Annotated in this window: 20 protein-coding genes, 1 pseudogene and 1 riboswitch; of the genes and pseudogenes, 18 read left to right on the top strand and 3 right to left on the bottom strand. The window is 63.0% G+C overall.

What is annotated here, in order from left to right; genetic code table 11:
- Nucleotides 1–16 precede the first annotated feature (16 nt).
- Nucleotides 17–817, top strand: coding sequence for a phosphodiesterase (locus OU993_RS13430; protein ID WP_268158164.1), 801 nt, complete (start codon nt 17–19; stop codon nt 815–817).
- 12 nt (nt 818–829) lie between these two features.
- Here the strand turns inward: OU993_RS13430 and OU993_RS13435 are convergent, their stop codons facing one another.
- Complete coding sequence (locus tag OU993_RS13435) at nt 830–1,768, bottom strand: helix-turn-helix domain-containing protein (RefSeq protein ID WP_268158165.1); 939 nt, start codon at nt 1,766–1,768, stop codon at nt 830–832.
- 128 nt (nt 1,769–1,896) lie between these two features.
- Here OU993_RS13435 and OU993_RS13440 point away from each other — a divergent pair, with 128 nt between their 5' ends.
- The 9 genes and pseudogenes from OU993_RS13440 (at nt 1,897) to OU993_RS13480 (ending at nt 9,763) form a co-directional block, all read left to right on the top strand.
- Complete coding sequence (locus tag OU993_RS13440; RefSeq protein WP_268158166.1) at nt 1,897–2,136, top strand: hypothetical protein; 240 nt, start codon at nt 1,897–1,899, stop codon at nt 2,134–2,136.
- Nucleotides 2,133–3,017 (top strand): carbohydrate ABC transporter permease, encoded by an 885-nt coding sequence (locus OU993_RS13445; RefSeq protein WP_268158167.1) that lies wholly within the window; start codon nt 2,133–2,135, stop codon nt 3,015–3,017. The genes OU993_RS13440 and OU993_RS13445 overlap by 4 nt, the downstream gene beginning before the upstream one ends.
- 4 nt (nt 3,018–3,021) lie before the next feature.
- Entirely contained in the window at nt 3,022–3,930 is a 909-nt protein-coding gene (locus tag OU993_RS13450) for a carbohydrate ABC transporter permease (protein WP_268158169.1), read from the top strand.
- Between the two features lie 3 nt (nt 3,931–3,933).
- A complete protein-coding gene (locus OU993_RS13455) occupies nt 3,934–5,049 on the top strand; it encodes an ABC transporter ATP-binding protein (protein WP_268158170.1) in 1,116 nt (371 codons plus the stop codon).
- Nucleotides 5,050–5,069: 20 nt separating this feature from the next.
- Entirely contained in the window at nt 5,070–6,329 is a 1,260-nt protein-coding gene (locus OU993_RS13460; RefSeq protein ID WP_268158171.1) for an ABC transporter substrate-binding protein, read from the top strand.
- A 66-nt stretch (nt 6,330–6,395) separates the two neighbouring features.
- Nucleotides 6,396–7,907 carry a polygalacturonase PglA gene (pglA, locus tag OU993_RS13465; protein ID WP_268158173.1) on the top strand — a complete coding sequence of 504 codons (1,512 nt, stop codon included), beginning with the start codon at nt 6,396–6,398 and terminating at the stop codon, nt 7,905–7,907.
- Entirely contained in the window at nt 7,904–8,935 is a 1,032-nt protein-coding gene (locus OU993_RS13470; RefSeq protein WP_326493842.1) for a glycoside hydrolase family 88/105 protein, read from the top strand. Before pglA ends, OU993_RS13470 begins: the two co-directional genes overlap by 4 nt.
- A 170-nt stretch (nt 8,936–9,105) precedes the next feature.
- Nucleotides 9,106–9,354 carry a plasmid stabilization protein gene (locus OU993_RS13475; protein WP_268158175.1) on the top strand — a complete coding sequence of 83 codons (249 nt, stop codon included), beginning with the start codon at nt 9,106–9,108 and terminating at the stop codon, nt 9,352–9,354.
- Nucleotides 9,351–9,763 (top strand): annotated as a pseudogene (locus tag OU993_RS13480) (type II toxin-antitoxin system VapC family toxin). Before OU993_RS13475 ends, OU993_RS13480 begins: the two are co-directional and overlap by 4 nt.
- A 21-nt stretch (nt 9,764–9,784) precedes the next feature.
- Here the strand turns inward: OU993_RS13480 and OU993_RS13485 are convergent.
- Both OU993_RS13485 and OU993_RS13490 read right to left on the bottom strand, forming a co-directional pair.
- Nucleotides 9,785–13,249: an ATP-binding protein gene (locus OU993_RS13485; RefSeq protein ID WP_268158177.1), complete on the bottom strand. Its 3,465-nt coding sequence runs from the start codon at nt 13,247–13,249 to the stop codon at nt 9,785–9,787.
- Nucleotides 13,249–14,520, bottom strand: a complete 1,272-nt coding sequence (locus OU993_RS13490; protein ID WP_268158179.1) for a metallophosphoesterase family protein — start codon at nt 14,518–14,520, stop codon at nt 13,249–13,251. The genes OU993_RS13485 and OU993_RS13490 overlap by 1 nt, the downstream gene beginning before the upstream one ends.
- A gap of 102 nt (nt 14,521–14,622) precedes the next feature.
- A riboswitch (TPP riboswitch) is annotated at nt 14,623–14,726 on the top strand.
- Between the two features lie 151 nt (nt 14,727–14,877).
- On the opposite strand from OU993_RS13490, the gene OU993_RS13495 reads away from it, so the two are divergent.
- The 8 genes from OU993_RS13495 (at nt 14,878) to recX (ending at nt 22,213) form a co-directional block, all read left to right on the top strand.
- Nucleotides 14,878–15,666 carry an ABC transporter permease gene (locus OU993_RS13495; RefSeq protein ID WP_442792960.1) on the top strand — a complete coding sequence of 263 codons (789 nt, stop codon included), beginning with the start codon at nt 14,878–14,880 and terminating at the stop codon, nt 15,664–15,666.
- Entirely contained in the window at nt 15,663–16,607 is a 945-nt protein-coding gene (locus OU993_RS13500) for an ABC transporter substrate-binding protein (protein ID WP_268158181.1), read from the top strand. Before OU993_RS13495 ends, OU993_RS13500 begins: the two co-directional genes overlap by 4 nt.
- A complete protein-coding gene (locus OU993_RS13505) occupies nt 16,604–17,350 on the top strand; it encodes a hydroxyethylthiazole kinase (RefSeq protein WP_268158182.1) in 747 nt (248 codons plus the stop codon). The genes OU993_RS13500 and OU993_RS13505 overlap by 4 nt, the downstream gene beginning before the upstream one ends.
- Complete coding sequence (gene thiE, locus OU993_RS13510) at nt 17,337–17,999, top strand: thiamine phosphate synthase (RefSeq protein ID WP_268158184.1); 663 nt, start codon at nt 17,337–17,339, stop codon at nt 17,997–17,999. Before OU993_RS13505 ends, thiE begins: the two co-directional genes overlap by 14 nt.
- Complete coding sequence (gene thiD, locus OU993_RS13515) at nt 17,996–18,796, top strand: bifunctional hydroxymethylpyrimidine kinase/phosphomethylpyrimidine kinase (RefSeq protein WP_268158186.1); 801 nt, start codon at nt 17,996–17,998, stop codon at nt 18,794–18,796. The genes thiE and thiD overlap by 4 nt, the downstream gene beginning before the upstream one ends.
- Before the next feature lie 13 nt (nt 18,797–18,809).
- Nucleotides 18,810–20,588, top strand: a complete 1,779-nt coding sequence (locus OU993_RS13520; protein WP_268158188.1) for a TRAP transporter large permease — start codon at nt 18,810–18,812, stop codon at nt 20,586–20,588.
- Nucleotides 20,589–20,597: 9 nt separating this feature from the next.
- On the top strand, nt 20,598–21,581 hold the full coding sequence (locus OU993_RS13525) for a TRAP transporter substrate-binding protein (protein ID WP_268158190.1): 984 nt from the start codon (nt 20,598–20,600) through the stop codon (nt 21,579–21,581).
- Between the two features lie 77 nt (nt 21,582–21,658).
- Complete coding sequence (gene recX, locus OU993_RS13530) at nt 21,659–22,213, top strand: recombination regulator RecX (protein ID WP_268158192.1); 555 nt, start codon at nt 21,659–21,661, stop codon at nt 22,211–22,213.
- The last annotated feature ends 49 nt before the right edge of the window (nt 22,214–22,262 follow it).

Below are 22,262 nucleotides of genomic sequence, written 5' to 3' on the forward strand. Positions count from 1 at the left end.
GAAAAGAGTGACCCCCATGAAAATCATCCAGATCACCGACACGCACCTGATGCCCTCCGGTATCATCGTCAACGGCGTCGATCCCGAGCGCCAGCTGCGCGCCGCCATTGCCGATATCGTCGAAAAACATGCCGACGCGGATCTCGGCGTGATGACCGGCGATCTCTGCAATTTCGGCGATCCGGAAGCCTATGCGCTGCTGCAGGATATCCTGGCGCCCGTCCCCTTCGAGATGCGCCTGCTGCTCGGCAATCACGACGACCGGGGGAATTTCCGGGCGGCGTTTCCCGATCATCCCGTGGACCAGAGCGGGTTCATCCAGTCGCATCTCGATACGTCTTTCGGGCGCCTGCTGTTTCTCGACAGCCATCAGCCGGGCGTCATCGGCGGCCATTATGGCGAGGACCGGATGGTCTGGCTCGACAGCGCGCTGGCAGGTGCCGGTGAACAGCCGGTGACCGTCTTCATCCATCACCCGCCTATGGAGTGTGGCATCGCGCATTTTGAGAAGATCGGCATGCATGACGAAGGACGGCTGATGCAGCGGCTGGCCGCACATGCCGGCGGTGTCCGCCATATCGTCTTTGGCCATATTCATGTGCCGCTCGCCGGCACGAGCGCCGAAGGCATCGCCTTCAGTTCCGGTCAGGCCTGCGCCCACCGGTTCATCACCGATCTCGACGCGCCCGATCCGCTCTGGACCGGTGGCAATCCATGCTACCGTATCCTCAGTCTGGATGAGCGCGGGTTCCGCGCCTATGGTGCAGAGGTCGGAGAGGTGTCCACCGGTCGCGCAGTGATCTGTGAAGGCCCCTGAGGAGCCGCCCGCTCAGGCGGCATCATCCTCTGCATCGCGCTTGCGCGACAGGATGGGATAGACCACCAGCCCATCCTCTTCGCCACGCGGAAACTGGCCGTCGCGATGCCGTTTTTCGGCGGCCTTATAACCCGCCGGGCTCACCCCGATGTAGTGCTTGAACATGCGCGAGAAATAGTAGCTGTCGCTATAGCCGACGACGGCGGCGGTCTGCTTGACCGAGCGCCCGCCGGCAAGCAGCCCCATCGCCCGCTCCATGCGCTTGAACTCCTGGTATTTCGTCGGCGTCAGGCCCACCTGGCGGCGAAACACGCGCCGGAAATAATCCTGGTTGTAGGGCACGGAGCCGAGCACCTTCGGCACGATCTCATCATCCAGCGGATCGGCCGCGATCCGGCTCGCCGCCACCATCACGGCTAGCGACAGCGCATCCGGATTGTCGACGCTTGCCTCCTGCTGCTGTCGCCAGCCGAGAAAAGCCGCCTCGATATATTCGATGAGGAAAACCATGAAGAGGTGGTGCTGGGCGAGCGTGGTGGAAGAGAGCGGCACGCTTTCCCGGTAATGCCGCGCCATCTGCTGCAGCATGTCCCAGCGGGGCAGGCGCACCGCACGCCGTAATTCCATCTGCGAGATGAGGTCGACGCGGCCGAAAACGTCCAGCGTGAAATGCTGCGCGAACCCCGTGTAGAGGTCGCTCGAGGTGGCGCGACCGACGAACCGGGTGCCTGCTTCGATCAGCATGGCATATCCCGGCTCCACCGTCAGCTGTTCTCCGGCGATCTCATATTCGGCGGACCCTGTAAGACATATGACAAGATCGTGCACCGAGTTGGTCTTGTCGATCCGCCAACTCGGCGAATGCAGCATCTTGATGGTGGAACGGGTCAGGGTGAGATTGAGCGCCTGAACCGGAATGGCGGCCAATGGGCCTTGTTCGTTTTTATCCATCTTTTTGTCCGGAAGCCTCTATTCTCTTCTGGGCGGCTGCGGAAGATAGTAGCCGGCAACGATGGAAAACACCAGCTCCATCGCCTGTTCAATGGGAGGAGCAAGGCAAAGCTGGGAGGAGGCGCGGCATGAACGTGCCCGCCCATTCGCTTTGCCGCGATACCAAGATGCAGAAATTTGAAATCCTGAATTCGGCTGCTGCGACCCGATTTGCACGAGCCGCACGCACAGTGCCATCCGTGGCGCCGGCGTGCCACTCGTATCCTCGCAACGCGGCCACCGCCTCAAATATGTATGACATCCAGAAACCCGGTGTCCTCTTGTCGCGTGCATCGCATGATCAACTGTGGAAGGGAGTTGCCGCATGAGCGGAGACAACCGCTTCCTCGGGCTCGTCTATCTGTCGCCCTATATCATCGGGCTCATGGTCTTCACGGCGCTGCCGTTCGCCGCGTCCTTTTACCTGAGCTTCACCGACTACAACCTGATGAGCGCCCCGGTCTTCACCGGCCTCGACAATTACTGGAAGCTGTTCACCGGCGACCGCACCTTCCGCAAGTCGCTGTGGGTCACGCTGGTCTATGTGTTCACGACCGTGCCGCTGAAGCTCGCTTTTGCGCTCTTCATCGCCGTCATCCTGAACTACAAGTTGAAGTTCATCAACTTCTTCCGCACGGCCTTCTACGTGCCGTCGATCCTCGGCGGCTCGATCGCGATCGCGGTCATGTGGCGTTATCTCTTTGCCGATGTCGGCATCGTCAACATGGCGCTGGCGGCCATCGGCTTCGAACCGGTCAACTGGTTCGGCGATCCGACGAATGCGCTGTTCACCATCACGCTCCTGCGCCTGTGGCAGTTCGGTTCGGCCATGGTGATCTTCCTGGCAGCGCTGCAGAGCATCGACAAGTCGCTCTACGAGGCGGCCTCGATCGATGGCGCCGGCAAGTTTGCCACCTTCTGGCACATCACCATGCCGTTGATCACGCCGGTCATCTTCTTCAACCTGATCATGCAGATGGTCCAGGCCTTCCAGGAGTTCAACGGCCCCTACATCATCACCCAGGGCGGACCTCTGAAATCCACCTATCTCCTGCCGCTCTACATCTACGAAGAGGCCTTCAAGCGCTTCGACATGGGTTACGCCTCGGCGATTGCCTGGGTCCTCTTCGTCATCATCATGGTGCTCACCGTCATTGCCTTCTGGTCTTCGCGCCACTGGGTCTATTACGCCGGCGACAAGAGGAGCTAATCCCATGGCCGATCACGTTCTTTCCCCCGCTCTCGCCGTCGACCAGGAGGCTGAGCGCATCCTCAAAGCCCAGCGCCGCCGTCACCTCTTCAGCGCGATCTTCCGCTATGGCGTGCTGACGCTCGTCGGTCTCCTGATGCTTTATCCGCTGATCTGGCTGGTCGGCGCCTCGTTCAAGCCGAATTCGGAAATCTTCGCCGGCGCCGGTTTCATCCCGCAGGAGCCGACGACCTCCGGCTACGTCAACGGCTGGAAGACCTCGACGCCCTACACCTTCGGTCACTTCTTCTGGAACACCTTCCTGATCGTTGTGCCAAAGATCATCGGCACCGCGATTTCCTGCACGGCGGTTGCCTATGGTTTTGCCCGCTTCGATTTTCCGGGCAAGAAGATCCTGTTTGCCTCGCTGATCGCCACCCTGCTTCTGCCGAATGTCGTCACCCGCATTCCGCAATATCTGCTGTTTCGCGATCTCGGTTGGCTGGATACGTTCCTGCCACTGTGGGTTCCCTCGGCCTTTGCCGGCGATGCCTTCTTCGTTTTCATGCTGGTGCAGTTCCTGCGCGCCATCCCGCGCGACATGGAGGAGGCGGCCCGCGTCGATGGGGCCAATACCTGGCAGGTGCTGATCTTCATCGTCGTGCCGCTGCTCATTCCGGCGCTCATCTCGGTCTGCCTCTTCCAGTTCATGTGGACCATGAACGACTTCCTCGGACCGCTCATCTACATCTCGTCGGTCGACAAGTTCCCCGTGTCGCTGGCGCTCAAACTCTCGATCGATACCACCGAAGCCTTCGAGTGGAACCGCATCCTCGCCATGTCGGTGCTCACCATCATGCCGGCGCTGATCGTGTTCTTCCTGGCCCAGAAATACTTCATCGAAGGCATCTCCGCCGGTGGCGTGAAAGGATAAGTCATGGCTCGTCTGCAGCTCAGAAACCTCGAAAAAGACTATGGCGGCTTCAAAGCCGTGCACGGGATCAACCTGGACGTGGCCGATGGCGAGTTCATGGTCCTCGTCGGCCCGTCCGGCTGTGCCAAATCCACGACATTGCGCATGATCGCCGGGCTGGAACGCGTCACCGGCGGCGAGATCCGCATCGGCGACAGCCTCGTCAACGACAAGGCACCGGGCGAACGCGGCATCGCCATGGTGTTCCAGAACTATGCGCTTTATCCGCATATGAAGGTGCGCAAGAACCTTTCCTTCGGACTTCGCCTCAAGCGTCGTCCCGCGGAAGAAATCGAGCAGGCGACACGCGATGTCTCCGATATCCTGGAGATCGGCGACTATCTGGAGCGCCTGCCGAAACAGCTTTCGGGTGGACAGGCACAGCGCGTCGCCGTCGGCCGCGCGCTGATCAAAAAACCGCAGGTCTTCCTGTTCGACGAGCCGTTGTCGAACCTCGATGCCAAGCTGCGCGCCTCGATGCGCGTGCGCATCACCGACCTGCACAAGCAGCTGAAGGCCGACGGTCTGCAGTCGACCGTCGTCTACGTCACCCATGACCAGACGGAAGCCATGACCATGGGCGACCGGATCTGCGTGATGAAGGAAGGCCGTATCATGCAGGTGGCCGATCCGGTGACGCTCTACAACCGGCCGGCCAATGCCTTTGTCGCCGGTTTCATCGGCAGCCCGGAAATGAACCTGGTCGATGCGGATCTGTCCGGCGGCACGCTGTCGATCGGCTCGCAAAGCCTGACGCTGGAGCCGGCGATGCTGAACCGGATGAGCCCGAAGATCGCTTCGGCGCTGACCTTCGGCGTGCGTCCGCAGCATTTTTCGCTGGTCGGTGCGGATGAGACCAATGCGCTCGCCGGGCGCGTGTCGCATGTCGAGTTCATGGGCCACGAGGTCTACCTCTACGTCAATGTCGAGGGGCAGCAGATGATCGTGGTGGTGTCTGCCACGCATTACGACCGCAGCAAGATCAACGGGGATCTCGTCCGCCTGGCCCCCAGCCAGGAGACGGCGCATCTCTTCGACCGCAAAACCGGGGAGAACGTCTCCCTGGCCGATATCCACTAAGCATGTTCGGGAGGAATGACATGACTTTGACGAAACTTTTCCTGGCGACGGCGCTGGCCGCCACCAGTCTTGCACAAACGGCGGGCGCCGCCGATCTGCGCATGTCCTGGTGGGGTGGTGACAGCCGCCACAAGGCAACGCAAGCGGCGCTGAAGGCCTGCGGCGACAAACACGGCCACACGGTGGCGGCCGAATTCACCGGCTGGGACGGCCACCTGGAAAAGGTGACGACCCAGATCGCCGGCGGCACCGAGGCCGACATCATGCAGATCAACTGGCCGTGGCTGCCGCTCTTCTCGATCAAGGGCGACGGTTTTGCCGACCTGAGCAAGTACAGCAAGATCATCGATCTCAGCCAGTGGGCACCGGAGGAACTGGCGGCCGGTTCGATGAACGGCAAGCTGAACGGGCTTTCGGTCTCCACCACGGGCCGCGTCTTCATGTTCAACAAGACGGCGCTGGACAAGGCCGGCGTTCCCGTTCCCAAAACCTGGGACGAGCTGTTTGCCGCCGCCAAACAGTTGAAGACGAAGGTGGGTCCTGACGCCTATCCGATGAACGCCGTCAAGGAGACGGCGGTGCTGCTGATCTCGCTCTACGCGACGCAGAACACCGGCAAGGATCTGGTCGATCCGGCGACGAAGAAGGTGGCCTGGACGCAGGAGGAACTTGCCAAGGCGATCGATTTCTACGGCAAGATGGTCACCGAAGGCGTCGTCGTGTCGCAGAAGGACAATGCGGCGGAGGGCAACCTCAACCTCTTCGAAAGCCCGAAATGGGCGGATGGCCGCATCTCCGGCTCTTATGAGTGGGATTCGACCTTCTCGAAATATGCCGATCCGCTGAAGGGCCAGGTTCTGCAGCCGGTCGGCATCCTGAAAAATGCCGATGCGAAGACGGAAGGCGTCTACCGCAAGCCGTCCATGGTGTTCTCTATCTCCAAGCGCTCGAAGAACCCGGAAGCGGCAGCCCAGATCATCAATTGCCTGCTGAACGAACCGGAAGGCATCACCGCACTTGGCACCTCGCGCGGCCTGCCGGCGAGCAAGATCGCGGCCAAGATGCTGACCGATGCCGGCAAGATCGAACCGCAGATCGTGGCGGCACACGACATCATCATGAAGGCCACGGGCCCGACAGTGTCGCCGCTCAACGAGCATCCGGAGATCCGCGCGGTCTTCCTCGATACGCTGGAGGAATACGCCTATGAGCAGCTCGATTCCAAGGAAGCTGCCGAGCAGATCATCGATGGCGTGAACGACGTTTTGAAGAAGTTCTGACGAACCTGGCGGCTCCCGGGGTCACGCCGGGGGCTGCCGTCCTTACCCATGACAAGGAAGTTTGGAATGCCCACCCTCGCGCTCCTGGCCGCGACGACCCGTACCGCCAGCGTCAGCTTCGATGCGGATCAGCACTGTTTTTCGTTGAAAGAAGCGATCGGTTGGACGCTTCAGACACAGGATGGCGGCCTCGTTGCTGAGGGCGAAGCAGACAGCGTCGTCACGACCCTGCACGGGCTTCAGCCGCAGACACGGTATGTGCTCGACATGGGTGGTGATCGACTCGTTTTCTCGACGAAGACCGAAAGCCGGCTGATCGATATCACGGACTGCGGGGCCTCGCCCGAGGTGGACGACAACGCCGCCGCCATCCAGGCCGCGATCGACCAATTGCCGCCGCATGGGACAGTCAGGATTCCAGGCGGGGTCTTCCGCAGCGGGCCGATCTTCCTGAAGAGCGACATGGTTCTGCTGTTGGAGGAAGGCGCCGTGCTGGCCGGGCATGCCGACCGCTCGCATTATAAGATCCTGCCGGCGCGCCATGAGGACGGCCGGGTGCTGGGTACCTGGGAAGGCGTGGCAGAGCCCTGTTTTGCCAGCCTGCTCACGGCACTCGACTGCCGCAACCTCGCCATCACCGGTGCCGGCACGATCGACGGCGGCGGAGACCGCGGCGACTGGTGGACATGGCCGAAGGAGACCCGCAATGGCGCCCGGCGCCCGCGTACGCTGTTTCTTTCGCATAGCGACACCCTTTCCCTGACAGGCCTGACGGTCCGAAACTCGCCCTCCTGGACCATTCACCCGGTCTTCTGCAGCAACGTGCTCGCCGCTGGGCTGACGATCCAGAACGATCCGTTGTCTCCGAACACGGATGGGCTGAACCCGGAATGCAGCCGCGACGTTCACCTCGCCGGGATCCATTTTTCGGTGGGTGACGACTGCATCGCGATCAAGGCCGGTAAACGTGATCCGAAGGGCGGGCTCGACCAGCCCTGCGAGCGCATCACGGTGGAAAACTGCCGGATGGAGCGCGGCCATGGTGGCGTCGTCATCGGCAGCGAGATGAGCGGATGCGTGCGCGACGTGACGGTGCGCCGTTGCGAGTTGTGTGAGACGGATCGGGGGCTGCGCGTCAAAACCCGCCGTGGCCGTGGCGGACGTGTGGAACGCATCCTGCTGGAAGCGTGCCGGATGGACCGGGTCGCGACGCCGCTCGTGATCAATAGCTTCTATTTATGTGATGCCGATGGCCGTTCCGATTATGTGCAGTCGCGCCAGCCGCTGCCGGTCACGGATGCAACACCGCAGATTTCCGGCATCACCATCCGCAACGTCGTGGCAGAGAATGTCGTGGTGGCAGCCGCTGCCTTCTACGGGCTTCCGGAAGCGCCGATCACCGGGATCACCATCGAAAACTACCGGATCAGCTTCGATCCGGATGCTGAGCCGGATGTGCCGGACATGGCCTGCGGTTTCGAACCGATGCGCCATGCCGGGATCATTGCGGAGAACGCCAGCTTTCTGCGCCGCACCGGCATTCACCTTCCCCATGCCACACAGAGTATTGCTGTATGACGACGATGAGCATCACCGATTATTTCGACGCCTATGCGCGGGACTACAGCCATTACAAGGGCGGAAGCTGGTGTTACGAGGATGGCTGCCTCTATCGCGGCCTCATTGCGCTCCATGAGGCAACCGGAGAGGAACGCTGGTATCGACATCTGAAGCGGCTGGTCGACGGGCAGGTGGATGCACAGGGCGAACTCGCCGGCTATACGATCACCGAATATAATATCGACAATGTCCTGCCGGGGCGGGCGCTCGTTTACCTGGTCGGCAGGACCGGCGACGTCCGCTATCGCAAGGCCGCCGATCTGCTGGCCAAACAGCTGCAGACGCATCCGCGCGTCGATGCGGGTCCGCATTGGCACAAGCTGCGTTACCCGCACCAGGTCTGGCTCGATGGGCTGTATATGGCCCTGCCGTTCAAACTGGAATATGGCGCCCTTGCCGGAAAACCGCAGCTTGGCGAACAGGCGCTTACCGAAATTCTGACCGCGCTGAACCTGACCTTCGATGCGCCGAGCGGGCTCTATCGCCACGGCTATGACGAGGCGCGGCTGCAGGCCTGGGCGGATCCGAAAACCGGCCTGTCGCCCGCCCATTGGGGCCGCTCGATCGGCTGGCTTGCCATGGCCATGGTCGATATGGTGGAGGCACTGCCGGCGGGGCCGGGACGCGACGATCTGACGGCGCGGCTTTCCAGGCTGCTGACGGTCCTTGCCGGCCTGCGCACCACGGATGGCCGCTGGCTGCAGGTGATCGATCAGCCGGCGCTTCCGGGCAATTATGCCGAAAGCTCCGCCACGGCCATGTTCGCCTATGCCTTCCTGAAAGCCGCGCGGCTCGGCATTGCGGGGGCAAGCGGGGCGGATTGGTGCGGAGGCGGCGGCAAGCCTTGCCCAGCATGCCATGGGGCCGGATCGATCCGGCCGCACCGTGCTGCAAAAAATCTGCTGTGTGGCAGGTCTCGGCGGTTTCGATGGCAATTATCGCGATGGCACGCCCGCCTATTACCTCTCCGAAACCTTGCGCGATGACGACATCAAGGGCGTCGGCCCGCTGATGATGGCACATGCAGAAGGCGAGCTTGCAAGGCGTGCTGCATCCGTACGGAGGGAAGCTGTGGCCTGATCAGCAGGCTTGCCGGCTATTGCCAGCTTGATGGCTTACGAAGTTTTTGTATTATGAGGTCAGAAGGAGCAGCCCGATGGCCGAACCACAACTTTCAGTCCGCAGTGCCAAAGCACGAGACCTGGCCTATCGGTTGGCGCGCCGCGAGAACCGGTCAATCGCCGACATCGTTGAGCGGGCGCTGGAATCCTACGAAATACGAGAGGCCGGTCGCGAGCCGGCGGCTGTCTTCTATGCTCGGCTAACCAGCCAAGCTGGCGTTGATATCGATCTGGACGAGATCATTCGTAGCGAACGCAGCCGTCACGCAGGGATCGATCTTTGATCTTTCTGGAGACGAATGTCATTTCAGAAACACTGAAGAAAGCTCCCTCGGAAGCCGTCATGGCGTGGCTCCTTCTGCACGACGCAGAAATAGCTCTGTCTTCCGTCGTTATTGGTTAGATCGCTTAGGGCATTAGCAAGATTCGCCCCGATCAGCGCGCCGATCGGTTGGAGCAAAGCCTCAGCGATTGGCGCCGGCGTTTCGCCGATCGCATTTTTGCCTTTACGGAAGAGGCAGCTCTCGCCTATGGCGCACTCATGGGCGAAGCCGCACGGCACGGTCGGACAATGACCGCCCCCGATGGAAGATCGCAGCGATTGCTCAATTGCATGGCGGACGGCTTGCCACCCGTAACGTAGGCGATTTTCAGGGTTGCGGCCTTGTTCTCGTCAACCCTTGGGACTTTTGATCAGCAAACAAGCATCAGCCGTCACAGGTTGTGGATCTTCACGCCCGGCACCACCTGTCTCGCGATGTCGCAGAGATGCCGGTGATGGGTGAGATAGATCACCTGGCCGAGCTTCGCCATCTCACCGAACAGGCGGAACACTTCTTCCGAGCGCAACTCGTCGAAGGTCTCCATGATGTCGTCGGCGACGAAGGGGACCGCCGGGCGCACGGCGGCGAATTCCTCGTAGCCCGCCAGTCGGAGCGCCAGGTAGAGCTGGTAACGCGTGCCCGTCGACATGGCATCCGAAAGCTTTGATGCGCCATCCTTCGCCACGCCGATCAGGATTTCCTTGTCCCGGTCCGGCAGGGCGGCGAGGCCGGAATAGTCGCCGCGGGTGATCTGCGAAAATGCTTCGGATGCGCGCTGCATCATCGAACTGCGATGTTTTTCCCGGTAGATGGAGAGTGCCCGTTCGGCTGCCAGCGTGCCGGCTCTCAGCCTCAGATGACGGACAGCCAGATCCTCGATCTCCATCAGGATCGTCGTGCGTTTCGCCTCCAGGCGTGCCACCGCATCATCGCCACCCACCGCGGCCAGCCGGTCTTTGGCGCGGGTGAGATCGGCGAACAGCTGGCGGCTGCGCTGGTCGAGATCCTCGATGCGCGCCTTCAGTTCTGCAGCCTCACCGGCCATCTGTTCCGGATCGAGTTGGCGAAGCTCCGCCTTGATTGTCTCGAGGTCGTCTCCCGGCACGCTTGCCAGCAACTGGGCGGCCAGTTCCCGTGTCCTCTGCTCCTGCCGGTCGCGTTCTGCGGCCTGTTCCATACGCTGGCTGACCTCGGCCAGCGTTTCGACGTCAAAGAAACGCGTCATCTCCTGCCGGCGCGCCGCATGTTCGGCGATGCGGCCTTTTAGACCCGCGATCTCCTGATGAAGGGCGGTGCGTTCCGCCTCCTTGGCCTCTTTCTGAAGCAGGTCGCGTTCGGCTCGTGCCTTGAGGCGCGTCATCTGCTCGGCAAGATCGAGCGGCGAGGCGTTGGCGGAAAGTCCTGTCAGGGTCGAGACCCGCTCCACATCGGCCGCAAATCGCTCCATGTCGCGTTCCATCAGGCCGATGCGCTGGGCCATCTGGTCGCGCTCGCGCAAGATGGCACGTAGGCCGGAGAGGGCATCGAGAATGGCGCGAACCGGCGAAGGCTCCCGCTCTTCGGCAAACCAGGTGGCGGAAAGCGCCTCCGTCCAGGCCTCCTGCCAGAGCCCATCCGCTTTGCGGGCTTCGGACAGGTCTCTCTCGCGCGCCTTGCTTTCACGCGTCAGGTCGGCAAGCCGCCCCTCATGGGCTTCTCGCCGTGCCCGCTGATCGAGCGCGTCCGAAAGCCGGTCGGAGGCCGACTGGATCAATCGGTTAAGATCGGAGCCGCCGCCGAGCGTCCAGCCGAGATCGGCGAGCGCCAGTTCCAGCTCCCGCCGCTCGCTTGCCAGCTCTTCAGCCAGTGCCGCGCGCCGCTGCCGACGGCCATCCAGTTCCACAGCCAGCGATAGACACTGCATACGCCGAGCGGACCAGTTTTCCAGCCCCGATAGCAGACGATATATATCCGGCTGTTCATCGGTCGCAAAAGGAATGGCCGAGCCGATCGAACGGCCAAGCGTCGCCAGTTCCGCTTCGGCCGCCTTCGCAAGTTCTGATTCGCGTGCCAAAAGGGCTGTCTGCAGGCCTTGGTCCTGCTGCAATTGCCGAAGCTCGGCCAGATCGCTGGCCCGTGACAGGCGAGCCTCGCCGATCCGGTCATCGACGCGTAATGTCTCCTCGAATTTTTGAGCGGTATCCCCATTGAGGGTCGCCACATGCGCCTGCCATGCCGCTTCGCGCAGCGCCCGGGCTTCGGCGGCAGCGCCGTCATCAATGGGCTCTCCCTGCTGTTCGATCATCCGCAACCGGGCAGCAATTTCCGCCAGCCGTGTCTCGATGTCGCGCTGGCGCTCCTTGTGCCGCGAGAGGCGACGTTCCAGGTCATCGGCCTGCGTCCTCCAGCGCTCGATCTGTCGCGCATCGGCGCATTCCAGCCGCTCCAGTTCCTCAACGCTGCCCATCCAGGGCCGCAGCGTGTCCAGCGCGCGGGCCACCTGCTCCGCCTGCTGGGTCTCGGCGCGCTGTTCCATGGCCAGCAGCGCCTGGCGCTCGCCTTTCTGCAGTCGTGCCAGCAGCGTTTCCAGCCGGCGCAGCGCCTGGACGTTCGGTTCGGTCTCCTCTTCGCCGAGTGTGGTGTCCTTGCAGGCCGCCAGGGCCTGCTGCGCCCGCTCGTCCTCGCGTTCGGCCGTTCGCAGCCGGGTGAGAATGCCGGAGCGGGCCTCGATGAGATCGCGCAGCCGTGCGGTCAGTGCCGCCGGCAGGATCAGTGCGTATGGGTCCGTATGGCCCGGCTGGCCGAGCGCTTTCAGTGCTTCGGAAAGCGCTGCTTCCTGCTCGGCAAGCGCCAGACGTCGTTTCGGCAGGTCGTTTTCGGCCGTGCGGAAACGGGCGCGGCCTTCTTCCAGCGCCTCGATCTCGGTGGATGCGGAAAGCAGGCGTTCGTCAACGACAATGCCGGCAATCTCGCCGTCCAGCCGTTCGGCTGTCTGGACAAGACCGGCCATCTGGGTGGAAAGCCGCGTTTCGTCGCGCATCAACGCGTCAAGCTGCGCACTCCATTCCCGTGGCGGGCGCGGCAGATCCTGCAATGCGAGTAGTTCGCCAGACAGCCGTTCGAGATCTTTCAGAAGCGGCAGTGCCCGCAACTGCGCGTCGATACGGGCAAACCTCCCTTTCGCCCGTGCACCTTCAGACAGTGCCTCCTCATAGGCCTTTTGCGCCTGGGCTTCGGTTGCGACCAGCGATGCATAGGTGGCTGCGAAGGTGTCGATTGTATCGCGTTCGGCCTTCAGTGCTGCCAGCTGTTGTTTCAACTCGGCAAGCTGCGTGTTGCGGGCGCGTTTGCGGTGGAAACGCTGGGCTTCCTCGGATGCAGCGGTCAGCACTGTGCTGACATCGGCCAGGCCGGCGCTGGCGGAAAACAGAAGTTCGCCGAGATCTCCCTTGCTCTCGACGATCGCCTCGCCGCCGTCGCGCAAAGAATGTTCGTCCAGCGAAAACATGGTGCGGTAGCTGCCGCGCGAAAGCCCGCCGAGAGCAGAGGCCAGCAGCGCCTCGTTGACCGGCTGGCCGCGTCCGTCGAGCAGTGCATTGGCGCGCTGTTTCAGGCGTACGAGTTCATGCGTTTCACCGCCGAACTCCAGCACGCCACCGATCTGCATCGCATTGTAGGCATGCAGGAAATTGTAGGCGCTGCGTTCCGGGATGCCGAACAAGAGGTCGAGATAGGCGGAAAAGGCTGTGGATTTTCCGGCCTCGTTCAGCCCGTAGACGATATGCAGGTCGGGACTGCCTGCCACCTCTGGACCGAAATCGATCGCGTGATCGGTGAACTTGCCATAGCGGGTGAGATCGAGCCGTCTGAGCCGCATCAGGAGGTCTCGTCCGTGGCGGCGGAAAGCCGTGCCATCAGGTCTTCGCTGCCGTCACGGATGATCTCGTCCACGAAGGCATCGAGCGCCGCCTCGTCCTGGCCGGCAAAACGGCGGCTTTCCGGCGGCAGATCGTCAAGCAGGCCCTGCACCATGTCGCGCACCTCCTGGCGAAAGGCCTCAGACGCGGTGACATCCTCGCGCATCAGCGCGCTGAGTTCCTGCACCGGGTCCACGGTCGTGGCATTGCGGGCGGATCTGGGTGCAGCCGACAGGTCCAGTTCCAGCTTTTCGATCCAGGCCTGGCCGGCGCGTTCTGCCCGCTGTTCGGCCTCCGCTTGCAAGAGGTCGAAATCCCGGCGGATGGCAAAGGCGAGTGTGCTGGCCCCGGTCAGCCGCAACCGCGCCACCAGATGATCCGAGCGGGTCCGCTCCCGTTCGGTCTCCAGCGCGGCGCCGATCCGGTCCACCAATCCTCGCCAGTCGGACGCCTCGGAGATATCCACGGTCACGCGGGCGAACTGGGCAAGGCTGGTCAACCTCTCCTCCACCCGTACCGAACCGTCATCGCCGATCGTCACCAGGGAGACGGTCTTTTCGCCGGCTTCGTTTATGTCGCGCCCCTGCGGCATGCCGGGCATGATGACAGTTTTTTCGCCGGCATGGTGCGTGCGCTGGTGAATATGGCCAAGCGCCCAGTAATCGAAGCCGGAGGCGTGCAGGTCGGCAACCGCGCAGGGCGCATAGGCATCGTGGCCCGGCGCACCGGCAAGGCTGGTGTGCATGATGCCGATGTTGACGGCACCGGCCACCGGCGCCTTGAACTTGGGCAACAGGCTTTCCGGCGCCTGCGGTTTGGCAAAACTCAACCCGTGGATGGCGATATTCAGCCCGCCGCGCACGAGTTCCACCGCCTCGGCGCGACCGGAAAAGATCTTCACCGATGGCGGCAGCACCAATTCCTGGGTGATCTTTGACAGCGCGTCGTGATTGCCGCGGATCTTGAATACGGCGATCCCCGCCTCGGAAAGCCGCTGCATCTGGCTTGCCAGAAAACGGGCGGTCTTCATCGAGGTCTGTTCGCCGTCGTAAAGGTCGCCGGCGATGACCAGCGCATCGACCTGTTCCTCCAGGCACAGATCAACGATCCGGACCAGCGCCTGGCGTGTGGCATCCCCGATCAGGCCAGCCAGATCGGCATTGCGCAGCGACAGCGACCGGAGCGGCGAATCGAGGTGAAGATCGGCAGTGTGAACGAACCTGAAGGCCATGCGCCGTTCTAGACCGGCAACCGGCGCCCGGCAATGTTCCCGGTCCATTCTCGCGGAATTAACCACAGGCGTTGACATCTGTCCCGCTTTGCACGAAGTTCACGCCATTCCGAGGGGGGCATCGTGACGATGCTGAGATGGCGGTGAGCCGGACCCTTGAACCTGATCCGGGTCATGCCGGCGTAGGAACGGAAACGCGCAACAGCCTTCGTGATCGCCTTCGCGCACTTTCTCTTCTCCGCTTTGCCTGGATCTCCGCACTGAAAGGTTTGGAGATCATTATGCACATCGTTCTTGTTGCTGCCTCGGGCAGTCTGGTCATCCTGACGCTACCTTCGATGAGCGTCGGTTGACGCCATGCGAATGCCGCAAGCGGCCCTGGCTCTGGCCGGTCTGATCATGTTTTGGCAGGCGGTGGTGGTTCTCGTTGAACCGCCGCGCTACCTGTTGCCGTCGCCGCTCGCCGTCGCGCAGGTCTTCCTGCGCCAGCCGGCGTTCCTGGCGCATCATATGCTCATCACGGCCACGGAAGTCGTGGCCGGGCTGGTCGTCGGCAGCCTACTCGGTTTTCTCACGGCTCTTTTTGTTGCCGCCCTGCCAAGGTTTGGCCAGTTCGTCTGGCCGGTCGTGCTGGTGCTGCAGGCGCTGCCGGTCTTTGTGCTGGCGCCGGTTCTGGTGTTGTGGTTCGGCTTTGGCCTCGCGTCCAAGGTGGTGATGACGGTGATCATCATCTTCTTCCCCGTTGCCTCCGCCTTTGCCGATGGCCTGAACCGGACCGATCGCGACATTCTTGATGCCGCCTCGCTGACGCAAGCAAGCCACTGGCAGATCCTCACCCGCATCCGCCTGCCGCTCGCTTTGCCGTCGCTGGTTTCCGGCCTTCGGGTCGCCGCGCCGCTCGCACCCCTCGGTGCGGTTGTGGGCGAATGGGTGGGGGCCGCCGGTGGGCTCGGTTTTATCATGATCCAGGCCAATGCCCGCATGCAGGCCGACCAGCTGTTTGCCGCCATGCTGGTGCTGGCGCTGTTTTCCGTTCTCCTGCGCCTTCTCGTCGATCGGCTGACCGCCGGTCTTGCCCCCTGGGCGCGTGAAGAGGTGCAGTCATTCCGATCCGTTCCCCTGTCTCGAAGGATATTGCCCTCATGAAACGGTTTCTCGCCGCCACGACCCTTGCCCTGATCACCAGCCTTGTGCCGCTTGCCGCAAAGGCGGAGGACAAGCTTTCCGTCCTCCTCGAATGGTTCGTCAATCCCGACCACGCGCCGATGGTGGTGGCGAAAGAGCTCGGTTATTTCAAGGATGAGGGGCTTGCGGTGGAGCTCATCCCGCCGGCCGACCCTTCTGCCGTTCCGCGGCTGGTCTCCACCGGCCAGGCCGATATCGGCATTCACTACCAGCCGAACCTCTATCTCGATCATGCCGCGGGCGTACCGCTCAAGCGGTTTGGCACGTTGGTGGAAACGCCGCTCAACACGGTCACCGTGCTGGCGGATGGTCCGATCAAGAGCCTGAAGGATCTGGCCGGAAAGAAAATCGGCTTCTCCGTCACCGGTTTCGAAACCGTCATGCTGCAGCGCATGCTGGCCTCCGAAGGTGTGGCGGCCGACAAGATCGACCTGGTGAATGTCAATTTCTCGCTTTCCCCGTCGCTGATCGGTGGACAGGTGGATGCGACGGTTGGCGGTTTCCGCAATTTCGAACTCACCCAGATGCGCCTCGAGGGTCATATCGGAAAGGCCTTCTATCCTGAGGAGCACGGGGTGCCTGCTTATGACGAGCTGATCTACGTGACCCGCACCGATCTTACCGGTGACAAGCGCCTGCCGCGCTTCCTGGACGCGGTGGAAAAGGCGGCGATCTTCATCACCAACCATCCGCAGCAGGGCTGGGAGCTGTTCATCAAGGCCTATCCCAACCTGAATGACGAGCTGAACAAGACGGCCTTCTTCGACACCCTGCCGCGTTTTGCCAAGCGTCCGGCAGCCTTGGACCGGGGCCGCTACGAGCGGTTCGGTCAGTTCATGGCCGAAGCGAAGCTGATCCCCGAGGCACCGAAGGTCGATGACCTGGCCGTGGAGTTGAAATGAACGAGATCATCGAACGAGCAAGCGCCGCCGATGCGGGTGATCTGCTGCAGCGGGTGCGGGAAAGACGGCCCCGAGTGCATGCGCTGATGAACACCGTGGTGCAGAAATTCACCGCTGACGGCATCACGGCCGTCGGTGCCATTCCCTCCATGACCTCATCGTTGGAGGAGATTGCCGATTTCGTGGCCAAGGCCGATGCGCTGACGATCAATCTCGGCACGCTGGACCAGGAACGCCGCAAGGTCATCCGGCTGGCGGTCGAGGTGGCGAATGCCGCAGGAAAGCCCTGGATTCTCGATCCCGTGCATTGCGATTATTCGCCGGGGCGGTTGGCTTTCGCGCGTGAACTGATCGCGCTCGGTCCGACAGTCGTGCGTGGCAACAGGGCGGAGATGGCGCTGATCGGCGACACGCAGGCAAGCCTCAGGATCGAAACCGGCCCGGTCGATCATCTGCAGGATGGCCCGGTGCATGTGGTCGTCCACAACGGCCATCCCCTGATGGCGAAAGTGACGGGCACCGGCTGCCTGTCCGGCGGGGTCATCGCCGCTTTCCTGGCGGTCGAGAAGAACGCGCTGAAGGCGGCCGTAGCCGCACTCGCCACCACCGGTGTGGCCGCCGAACATGCGGCGGTGGAGGCGCGGGGGCCGGGTTCCTTCGAACCCGCCTTTCTCGATGCGCTGGCCGAACTCGACGGCGAAGACCTCTCGAAATATGCAAGGATCGATCATGAAACCGCTTGATGACCGGCTGAACGCCATTGTCGATGCTTCGCTTCTGGATCTCGCACCGCTGCATGAGCTTGCGCTTCTGGCGGCAAAGGCTGGCGCCACGCTGATTCAGTATCGTGACAAGACCGCCTCCACCCGCACGATGATCGACCGCGCCACGGCCATTCGGGACGTGCTGGCGGGAACCCGCGTTCCCTTCGTCATCAACGATCGGGTGGACGTGGCGCTCGCGAGCGGCGCCGACGGCGTGCATCTTGGCGCCGACGACATGGATGCAGAGACCGCGCGACGCCTGCTGGGACCGAATGCCATCATCGGGCTGACGGTCAAGACCAGCGCCGATGCGGCAAGGGCAGGTCGCGCGCCGTGTGACTATGCTTGCATTGGCGGGGTGTTTGAAACCCTGTCGAAGGTGAACCCCGATCCGCCGGTTGGTCTTGAGGGGTTGAGGGCGCTCCGCGACGAGATCCGCGCCCTCAATCCCGTGCTGCCGGTCGGCGCCATTGCCGGCATCACGCTGACCCGTATTCCGGATGTGATCGCCGCGGGGGCGGATGGGGTCGCGGCGATCTCGTCTTTGTTTCGCGCCGAGGATCCGGCCGGCGCCATCCGCGCCTTTCGCACCACAATCGACCAATGCCTGAAGGAGAGACGCCCATGACTGCGATTGCCCTCACCATTGCCGGGTCCGACAGCGGCGGCGGTGCCGGCATCCAGGCGGATCTCAAGAGCTTTTCCGCGCTCGGTGCCTTTGGTGCGAGCGTGCTGACCGCCATTACCGCGCAGAATACCCGCGGCGTCACCGCCGTTGAGGATATTTCCCCCGGCATGATCGCCGCCCAGATGCAGGCCGTGTTTGCCGATCTTGCGGTGAATGCCGTCAAGATCGGCATGGTGTCGCGCAGCGAGACGATCCACGTGATTGCCGATGGTCTTGCCGGCTTTCAAGGCCCGGTCGTGGTCGATCCGGTGATGGTGGCGACCTCCGGCGATCGGTTGCTGCAGGAGAAGGCGATCGAGACACTGATCGCACGTCTTCTGCCGCTCGCGACCATCGTGACACCCAATCTGCCGGAAGCAGCTCTTCTGACCCGGCGTCCGGTCGCCGAAAGCCGCGAACAGATGATCGCACAGGCGCAGGCAATCCTTGGTTTCGGCGCCAAGGCAGTGCTGATCAAGGGCGGGCATGGACGCACGGCGGAGAGCATCGATTATCTGGTGACGGACGAGGTCATCATCCCGCTCGCCGCCCCCCGCATCGAGACCCGCAATGATCACGGCACCGGATGCACGCTGGCTGCGGCGGTCACCGCCGGCCTGGCGAGGGGGCTGCCGCTCGACGAGGCCTGCCGGGTGGCGAAGGCCTATGTGCATGCCGCACTGGAGGCCGGGCGTGCGCTTGGCGTCGGCCAAGGCCGCGGGCCGGTGCACCATTTCCACGCCTGGTGGCCGGCATAAGGACGTCTCCCCCATGACGAAGCGACTGCTGGCAGGGCTGGAGAGGTTTTTGGGGGGTATCGCCGCCCTGATCCTCTGCGTCCTGCTCTTGCTAGTGCTCGTCAACGTCACCCTGCGCTATGTCTTCCATAGCGGCTTCATCGGCGCGGAAGAGCTTGGCATCTGGCTGCATCTGGCGCTGATCTCGATCGCGGCGCCGCTGGCGCTCAACGGCCCGTTGTCGATGCGGTTTGACCTCGGCTTGCGGTTCCTGCCGCCGCCCTTCCGGCACGGGGCGCTGGTGCTGGCTGACGTGTTCACCATTGTCGCGGGCCTGACCTTGCTCCTTGGTGGCTGGCAGGTCATTGGCCTGGTGGGGGGCACGTCGCCTGCGCTTGGTCTGCCGGAATGGTTCCGTTTTTCCGTCGTTGCGCTGGGCGGCGGGCTTCTGCTCGCCATCCTTGTCCTGTCGCGGCTCAGCGAGGGTCGGCTGCCTTCTCTTCTTCTGTCGCTGCTCTTGGGGGGAGGGGCCTATCTGGCCACCCCGCTTGTCGATTTCTCCTCCTCCTGGCCGCCGAGCGCTGTGCTGGGCCTGCTCGCCGGCGCTGGTCTTCTCGTCTCGGCACCGCTTGCCCATGCTTTCCTGGCCTCGGCCTCCCTTGCCGGTGCCTTTGGCAGCAGCCTGCCGGAGCCGGCGCTGGTCTCGACGGCGGTCAACGGCATGTCGAAATTCCTGCTGTTGGCGATCCCTTTCTTTCTGCTGGTCGGGTCGCTTTTGACCGTCTCCGGCGCGGCGACATGGCTCGTCGGGTTTGCCGCGGCCATGGTCGGGCACCGGCGGGCGGGCCTTGCCCAGACGGTGCTTCTCACCAGCGTCATTTTTTCCGGCGCCTCCGGTTCATCGGTGGCCAATGCCGCCTTCGGCGCCTCGACCTTCCAGCCGCAACTGGTGAAGAATAGTTATACGCCGGCCCAGGCCGGCGCGATCATTGCCGCGACCTCGGTGCTCGACAATGTGATACCGCCCTCGATCGCCTTCCTGCTGCTGGCAGCGGCCACCAATCTTTCGGTCGGCGCGCTGTTGACCGGTGGCTTCTTGGCCGGCGCTCTGATGGCCGTGTGCCTTGCCATCGCTATTCATCTCAGCGTCCGGACCAAGGGCGAGGGACGGCCGGCGACGGCTGGCGAGCGCCTGCGCGCGGCGGCAGCCGCCCTGCCGGCCTTTGGCCTTGGTGTCATTGTCGTCGTCGGTATCCGCTTCGGGGTTGCCACGCCGACGGAGGCGGCGGCGCTGGCGGCTTTTTATGCGCTCGGCCTTGCCGTCTGGGCACGCTGCGGTCGGCAACCGCTTGTCGACGCCTTTCGCCAGTCGGCGGTGGAGGCGGGCGCTATCGGATTGCTGATCGGCTCCGCGGGTCCCTTCGCCTTCCTTCTGGCGGTGGATGATGTCGGCGGGCAGATTGCCGGCCTCGTCCACGCACTCGGCAGCAGTCCCTGGCTTGTTCTCCTCAGCTGCAATCTGGTGCTGCTGGTCGTCGGGCTTTTTCTGGATATTGGCGCGGCGATCCTGCTGATCGGGCCGATCCTGCTGCCGGTTGCCGTCGCAGCCGGTATCGACCCGGTGCATTTCGGCGTGGTGCTTGTGGTCAACCTGATGATCCACGGCCTCACGCCGCCGCTCGGCATGCTGATCTATGTCGTGTCCGGCGTTACCCGCGTGCCGGCGGCAGATCTCTTTCGGGCCGTCCTGCCCTATCTCGCGGCGCTTCTCGTCGCGCTCTTCATCCTGTGTGTCCTCATCTTGATTGTCTAGGAGTGCCCCATGCTGTCCCGCCGCACCTTTATTGCCACTGCCGCCGCTGCCCTCTCGGCGCCCGCTCTTGTCCGGCCGGCGCTTGCCAAAACGACGATGATCACGGTTGCCTCGCTCTTGTCCGAAGACAAACCGGAAACCCAAATTTGGCGGCGGATCGCCGAAACCGTCGAAGCAAAACTGCCCGGGCGTTTTCGTTTTAACGTCGTCACCAATGCAGCGCTTGGCGGGGAAAAGGAGGTGGCGGAAGCAAGCCGCCTCGGTTCCGTGCAGGCGAGCCTTTCGACGGTCTCGGCGCTCTCCGGCTGGGTGCCTGAGCTGCAGCTTTTGGATCTGCCCTTCCTGTTCAAGGACGCCGGCCACCTGCGTCGCGTCGTCTCCGGCCCGGTGGGCGCGGACCTGAAGCAGAAGCTCGCCGACCAGAATTTTGTCGCCTGCGGGTTCATCGATTACGGCGCCCGGCACCTCCTCACGAAGGAGCCGGTTACCCGCCCGCAGCAGTTAAATGGCAAACGCATCCGCGTCATCCAGAGCCCGTTGCACACAAAACTCTGGAGCGCCTATGGTGCTGCTCCCATCGGCATTCCGATCACCGAAACCTACAATGCGCTGTCGACGGGCGTGGCGGATGCCATGGACCTGACGAAATCCGCCTATGCCGGGTTCAAGCTCTACGAGGTGGTGCCGTATCTGACGGAAACGGCACATATCCGCGCCGCTGGCGTCGTCTATTTCGCGGCCTCCTTCTGGAAAGGGCTTGGTGCTGCGGAGCAGGCGGTTCTCGCAAAAGCGGCGGCCGATGGTGCGCTTTATTTCAACGAGTTGATCGTTGCCGACGAGACCCGTTCCATGCAAGCGGCCGCTGCCAAGGGCGGCAAGGTGCTGCAGCCGGAAGCGATCGAGACCTGGCAGGCGGGTGCCAAGGCAGTCTGGCAGGACTTTGCTCCGATCGTCGGCGGCATGGACCGGATCGAAAGCGTGCTTGCCGCGTGAGGCTGCGTGCCCCTTGAAAGCGCGCGAAAGACACGGTCTCTGGTGCGCAACGGAATTTCGGCTTAAAGCAGGCCGTGATGTTTGATGACGACACCCCTTCCTCCGCGCCGGAAGCACCGACCGCGCGCATGTTTGCCTGGGCAAAGAATTCTGCCGCCTACCGGCTGTCGCGCCGCATGATGACGGAGCGGGAGCTTGCCGACGCGGTGAGCCGCAAGGCACAGCAGAAATTCGAGGCGATCACCGAAGAACAGGTCAGGGCACTGGCGGATGCCGCCGTCGCCTTCGGCCGCACGCTCAGCGCATTGGATGATGTGGCCTATGCCGAAATCCGCACCCGGTCTTCTGCCCGCGCCGGCAAATCCCGCAAGGCGATTGCCCGGACACTGGTGCAGAAGGGCATAGACCGCGAAATCGCAACCGAGGCGGTGCAGGAGACCGATGACCTGAAGGCGGCGGTGATCTATGCCCGCCGCCGCGCTTTCGGCCCGTTTCGTCGGGCGGACGTGGACGAAAAGCAGAAGGCAAAGGAGCTTTCCGCCTTTGCCCGCCAGGGGTTTTCCTTCGAGATCGGCGCCCGGATCTTCCGAATGGATCGCGACGAGGCCGACGAGATCCTGTCGGACGCCTGAATATCGCGCGGCCTTTCTGCACGTCACTGTTCGAAAGCTTCTTTAAGGT

This window comes from Rhizobium sp. SL86, assembly GCF_026672545.1.
In the GTDB taxonomy this organism is placed as follows: Bacteria; Pseudomonadota; Alphaproteobacteria; order Rhizobiales; family Rhizobiaceae; genus Neorhizobium.